Source organism: Type-D symbiont of Plautia stali, assembly GCF_001485335.1.
GTDB lineage: Bacteria > Pseudomonadota > Gammaproteobacteria > Enterobacterales > Enterobacteriaceae > Pantoea > Pantoea vagans_C.
In genome coordinates this window covers 39117-45299 of sequence record NZ_BBOC01000046.1, presented here as the reverse complement: position 1 = coordinate 45299, position 6183 = coordinate 39117, and the positions used below count along the sequence as shown (strand labels likewise).

Genomic DNA, 6183 nt, shown 5'->3' with positions numbered 1-6183 from the left:
TCCGGGGCTGGCGGTCCTCGCGCCGCTGACGCGGTGCCTTCTCTTCATTCGTCTGCCTTACGGACCGGTGCCGATGGAACATCCATGTTCCAGCGCCACCTTTCGCCCGCGTCCTGCGGGCTCTCCTGGCAGACTCACTCCGTTCAGCGCTGCGGATTGCCAGCCCCGGTACGCCCCCAGCCTGCTTTTCAGCCTATGTGCCCTTTTTAGGCTGAGGCTTTGAGGCCGCCACATCCGTTTCGGCTTACCAGCGCGGCACTGCAAACCACTTCACCAGCCAATCGGTTAACGCGCTGATTTTCGCCGACTGTAACTGGCTGGAGGGTTTCACCAGCCACACGCCATCCTCACCTGCGGGCTGCCAGTCTGTCATCACTGCGACTAACGAGCCTTCGGCCAGCTCTTTTTGCACCAGCCAATTCGCGGCCATTAATACACCCAAGCCTGCTTTAGCCGCCTCTTTCAGGGTATCGATATCATCACTTTCATAGCGGGTTTTCACGGGTACAGAGACCTGTTGTCCCTCCTTCACCAGCCGCCACTCTGGCCAGCTGTGCATCGGTGTAAAACCGAGGCAATCATGTTCACGCAGGTCCTGCGGTTTGAGTAAAGGCGGATGCTGCGCCAGATAATCGGGGGCAACGCACAGCACCCGACAGGTATCAGCCAGTTTACGCGCGATGAGGCGGCTATCGGCCATCACGCCAATGCGGATCGCCATATCAAAGTTATCACCCAGCAAATCGACATAGTGATCGCTGCAGTTTAACCACAGGCGAATATCCGGATAGGTTTGCAGAAATTCCGGTAACGCGGGAGAGACCCAGCAGCGGCCAAAAGCGGCGGGCATGGCAACACGGATCGTGCCTGCTGGCCGCACGGCCAGCCGACGCGCTTCTTCCTCGGCTTCGCGCAACAACTCATCGGCCAGTTCAATTTTTTGTCGATAGCGTTGCCCCTCTTCCGTGGGACGAATGCGTCGCGTGGTGCGCTCAATCAAGCGTATGCCCAGCCGTTTTTCCAGTGCCGCAATACGGCGTGAAACCACTGAAACATCGCGCCCCAACGCGCGCGCACCCGCACTAAAACTGCCTGCACGTACCACGGCCAGAAAGGCTTCGCGTTGGCGAAAATCGTCATCCTGCATTATTGCTTCCTGTGCAACGTTGATTTGGTTTTGGCAACGATTATAGCGCCTTTTTAACGCCACACTGGATGGACTTATTACACAGGAGATCACTATGCGAGCCATTCAACTTACTGCCCCATCCATCGACGCCCTGAATCTGACCGAACTGCCCTGCCCGCAGCCAGGCTATGGTGAAGTGCTGATCCGCCAGCATGCCGTAAGCCTCAACTATCTTGATTTAGCGCTGGCCACCGGACAGTTTGGCGATATCGCCAAGCCCATTATTCCCGGCGCAGACAGCGCGGGAGAGATCGTCGAATTAGGCGCAGGCGTGAGTGGTTGGCAAGTCGGACAACGCGTCGTGCCGGGCATGATGTACCGTTGGCATGCTGGGGCGATTCGCGCTGAACATCATCACGCGTTACGAGGCGTGACCAATCATGGCGGGCTGGCAGAATACGCCGTTGTTCCAGCCGATTCTTTGGTCGCTATCCCCGATTTCCTTAGTTGGCAGCAGGCCGCCACCTTACCGATCGCCGCCACCACGGCATGGAACGCGATCACTCGCGGTAAAGTCCAGCCTGGCAGCACTGTGCTGCTGCTCGGCACCGGCGGCGTCAGCCTGTTTGCCCTGCAATACGCGAAAGCGGCAGGTGCACGCGTGATTATGCTCTCCTCTTCCAATGAGAAACTGGCAAGAGTGAAAGCGCTGGGCGCCGATGAGAGGATTAACTACCGCGAAGAACCAGAATGGGATAAGCGCGTGCTGGCTTTAACACATGGCCATGGCGCAGATCTGGTGCTGGAATCGGTGGGCGCGGCAACCTTTGCAAAATCGATCGCCGCCGCAGCTTATAACGCCACGATATTTGTGATTGGCTTTGTGGGCGGCGCGGAATTAACCGTTCCTGTGCTGCCGATTATGCAGAAGATGTTGAATATCATCGGGAATAATACCGGATCGACCGCGGATCTGAGGACAGCAGTCAGAGCGGTTGAAACCGCCAGGATTGTACCTGAGATTGACCGTGTATTTGCGTTGGATAAGACGCAGGCAGCCTACCGCTACCTGCAATCTGCCGGCCATGTGGGGAAAGTGGTGATTGATTTGGATGTGAATGCTCATTAAACCTACGTTATGTTGAGCTACGCACTTCCTGTACCACTGGCGCAGCGCCTGCTGTTGGCTGCGCTGTTGGGGCGGGTTCTACGCCATATTTGCGCTGCAACCAATGCTGCACTTCATCCAGTAATTTCCCGTCTAACGTGTAGTAACGCAGATAGACAAAAACGGTGATGGCAAAGAACAGCAGCGGCGCTCCCACCATAATGACTTGCATGCCGAACAGCGTATTCGCAGTCTGGACCGCATTAGGAACATAACCCACCAGACCCAACATCGCGCCAATAAACAATCCAGCAAAGGCCGCACCCGCTTTTACCACCATGGTTTGTACCGAATAAGCGATACTTTCAATACGCACGCCCAACGCGTAATCGCCGTAATCTACGGTATCCGCCACCATAATCACCAACATCACCCAGAACAGCGCGTTGCCAATGTTCACCAACACACCAGAAAGGGAAATCAACACCGCGCTCTGTGGTGACCACAAGGCAATGGCCACCAGCATCATACAGCTCAGTACCGGCAACACCGACGCACTGAGCCACAGCACACGACGCGAGAAGATGCGTACTAAACGCGGGAACAGCACAATCGTCACCAGATTGGCGACCCCCGCAAACGCCATATACCACGGGAATAGATCTTCGCGATCAAACACATATTTGAAGTAATAAACGGCAAACGCATTAATGATGCTGTAAGCCAGATTCCACGCCAGCGCCATAATCAACAGCACAAACAGCGGCCGGTTGCGCGTAATCATGCGCAGCACCGCGCCAAGGCTGTGCTTCTCATCGTGAGCCGCTGCATTAGCGGATGAATAGCGCTCATGCACATTGAGCAGCGTTACCAGGGTGCAGACCAAGAAGAAGAACACGATGATGTAGGTGAAAAAGAGGAAGCCATCACCCTGATTGCCATTACCGAGCCAGCGAATGGCTGGCAGCCCAATCACGCCGGTTAAATAGCCTGCGCAGCTGGCGAAAAATCGTGGCCACGGGATAAGGGCTTCTCTTTCACGTTTATCCAGCGTGATGCACGGCACCAGCGACCAGAACGGCACATCCATAATGGTGTAGGTGAATCCCCACAGCAGATAAGTCAGCCATATCCACAGGATCTGTTCGGTACCGTGAAAGTGATGTGCACTAAACACCGCGATCAGCATCACTGAATTGACCAGGGTACCAACCAAAATCCACGGTTTGAATTTCCCCCAGCGCGTGCGGGTGCGCTCGACAATCCAACCCATGATGGGATCGGCCAACGCATCCAGGAAACGTGCGACCAGAAACAGGGTCGCCACCATGCCCATCGAAATACCGGCCACGTCGGTGTAGTAAAACATCAGGTACATATAAATGATGCCAATCGCAAAATCCTTGCCGAAGGCACCTATGCCATAGCTGATTTTCGTTTTCAGAGACACACTCATTGTTCACTCTCCTGCGGCGCGTGGCTGCAACCGACAGCCATGAAGCAGTTGTCAGCCAGCGCGAGTAATTTACCTGAAACACACTGGAAATCAGCTATATGACGGCAACCAATCGCCATGTGCAGCGATAAGCTCGTCACAAAGTCGAACCGTGTCGTCAATCGACAATTCAGCGGAAGTGTGCGGATCGAGCAGCGCGGCGTGATAGATATGCTCTTTTTTGCGCGTCACGGCGGCTTCAATGGTGAGTAACTGGGTGTTGATATTGGTGCGATTGAGCGCCGCGCATTGCGGCGGCAAATCGCCGACGTAGCACGGTGTAATGCCCTGCGCATCGACCAGACAGGGGACTTCCACGCAGGCTTCGCGCGGTAAATTGGTGATCAGACCGTTATTCAATACGTTGCCGCCAATTTTGTACGGCTTATCCAGCATCATGCTTTCAATAATGTATGACGCGTACTCAAGGCTGCGCGTGTGCGTCAGGTTTTCATTATTAGTGAGTTGCTCACGCTGCATATGCCAGCGGTCAATCTGCTCCACACATCGACGGGGATACTCATCCAACGGAATGTTAAAGCGTTCAATCAACTCGGGATAATGACGCTTGATCCAATACGGCATGTACTCTGCATTATGCTCAGAGGATTCTGTGACGTAATAACCAAACTGGTGCATGATCTCATGGCGCACCATGTCATCGTGCCTGGTGTTGAGCGCACGCGAACGACGGCGAATTTCAGGATACAAATCCTCGCCGTTACGGCGAATATCCAGCAGCCACGCCATGTGATTGATGCCTGCGATGTTAAACACGACATTATCGGTCGGCATATCAACGCTTTTCAGTAACGTTTCTGCGCAAACCTGCACGCTATGGCACAGACCGACGGTTTTCACACCAGTGTGTTGCAGCATCGCGCCTGTTAACGACGCCATCGGATTGGTGTAATTCAGCAGCCAGGCATTTGGACAGACCTGTTGCATGTCACGCGCCACATCAAACATCACTGGCAAGGTGCGCAGCGCCCGGAAGAGTCCGCCGATGCCAAGCGTGTCAGCAATGGTTTGGCGTAAACCAAACTTCTTAGGTATATCAAAATCAATCAACGTGCTCGGTTTGTAACCACCAACCTGAATGGCATTAATGACAAAGTCCGCCTTATTTAAGGCCGCACGACGTTGTTCCACACCGACATACTTTTCAATGCGCGCACGACCTGCGTTAATATTGACATTAATATTCGTCAGCATTTTGTAAGATTCATCAAGCCGCTGCGCGTCAATATCGTACAGTGCAATTTCGGTGTCAGAGATACTCCGCGTTGCTAATACATCGCCCAGCACATTTTTGGCAAAAACAGTGCTTCCCGCTCCAATGAACGTTATTTTCATCTCATCACCTTTATTAAGTCATTCTCGACTGAGTGACTTAAACATAATTGCGCTTAGCAGGAAGTGATATGTATAAATGTGACATCGCTATGGCAGAAAAAAACGACGCATAACAAAGTGTGATGTGCTTCTCACTATGCTTTCCCTTTGCTTTAAAGCCGCATCTGCCGTCTGGCTTGTGTGCTACAAAGGCATGTAAAACGTCAAGTTAACGGGTGCGATATGGAGAAATACTTACTGCCGGAACACATGCTGCATTTTGGACTTAATATTTATCAGTTCGGTCATGAAGCCTGCACCTCCTCACACCGTTTTGGTCCAGCGGTGCGGCAACATTATTTGCTGCATTATATTGTCAAAGGAAAAGGCAGCCTGACCTCGGAACAAGGCAGCTGGAACGTCACGGCGGGCGAAGCTTTTTTAATTTATCCACATCAAATTACCACTTACATCGCGGATAAAAAAACACCATGGGAATATATGTGGCTGGAAGTGGATGGTCTCATTGCCCAACGTACCTTTGAATTGTGTGGATTACGCCGCGAACACCCGCTATGGACCGCAAAAAATCCGCAGGACAGTGGCGAAATAAAACAAACCCTCGACTCATTAATTGCCGAAGACACCACGCGCCCGATTAAACTGGCTGGACTAACCTGCCTGTTATTTGATGCTTTAATCAGCCATGGCAAAGGCAATGTTGTTGCTTCGAATGGCGACAACAAGCATCTCGACCAGGCCACGACCTTTATCGAACGCAACTACCAAAATCCGATCAGCATCGGCGACATTGCCAACCATTGTCGTCTTGATCGCAGCTATCTCAGCCGACTGTTTCAGAAGGCATTCAGCATTGGCCCCAAACAATATTTGCTCAATGTGCGCATGAGTATGGCGAAGAACCTGCTGCAGGATGCGTCGTTACCCATCAAAGTCATCGCCTGTTCGGTCGGCTACAATGACCAACTGCACTTCTTTCGCGCCTTCAAACAGCACTTTGATCTGGCGCCGACAGAATGGCGTAAGCGCCATCCACCGAATAGTGAGTGTATTGAACTTTAAAACACAATTCTTAGCGGTGATGAGATCGGTGCA

General features: G+C 52.7%; 5 protein-coding genes. 2 read left to right on the top strand and 3 right to left on the bottom strand.

Going from position 1 to position 6183, the window contains the following annotated elements:
- Window positions 1-244: 244 nt before the first annotated feature.
- The gene (locus tag PSSD_RS15455) at window positions 245-1147 is read right to left on the bottom strand and encodes a LysR family transcriptional regulator (RefSeq protein ID WP_058972833.1); all 903 of its coding nucleotides are present in this window, start codon (window positions 1145-1147) and stop codon (window positions 245-247) included.
- A 94-nt stretch (window positions 1148-1241) separates the two neighbouring features.
- Here PSSD_RS15455 and PSSD_RS15450 point away from each other — a divergent pair, with 94 nt between their 5' ends.
- The gene (locus PSSD_RS15450; RefSeq protein ID WP_058972832.1) at window positions 1242-2258 is read left to right on the top strand and encodes a zinc-dependent alcohol dehydrogenase family protein; all 1017 of its coding nucleotides are present in this window, start codon (window positions 1242-1244) and stop codon (window positions 2256-2258) included.
- Between the two features lie 7 nt (window positions 2259-2265).
- On the opposite strand, the gene melB is transcribed toward PSSD_RS15450, so the two are convergent.
- Window positions 2266-3693, bottom strand: coding sequence for a melibiose:sodium transporter MelB (gene melB / locus PSSD_RS15445; RefSeq protein WP_058972831.1), 1428 nt, complete (start codon window positions 3691-3693; stop codon window positions 2266-2268).
- A gap of 90 nt (window positions 3694-3783) precedes the next feature.
- Entirely contained in the window at window positions 3784-5088 is a 1305-nt protein-coding gene (locus PSSD_RS15440) for an alpha-glucosidase/alpha-galactosidase (RefSeq protein ID WP_058972830.1), read from the bottom strand.
- A 222-nt stretch (window positions 5089-5310) separates the two neighbouring features.
- Here PSSD_RS15440 and PSSD_RS15435 point away from each other — a divergent pair, with 222 nt between their 5' ends.
- A complete protein-coding gene (locus tag PSSD_RS15435; RefSeq protein ID WP_058972829.1) occupies window positions 5311-6150 on the top strand; it encodes an AraC family transcriptional regulator in 840 nt (279 codons plus the stop codon).
- The last annotated feature ends 33 nt before the right edge of the window (window positions 6151-6183 follow it).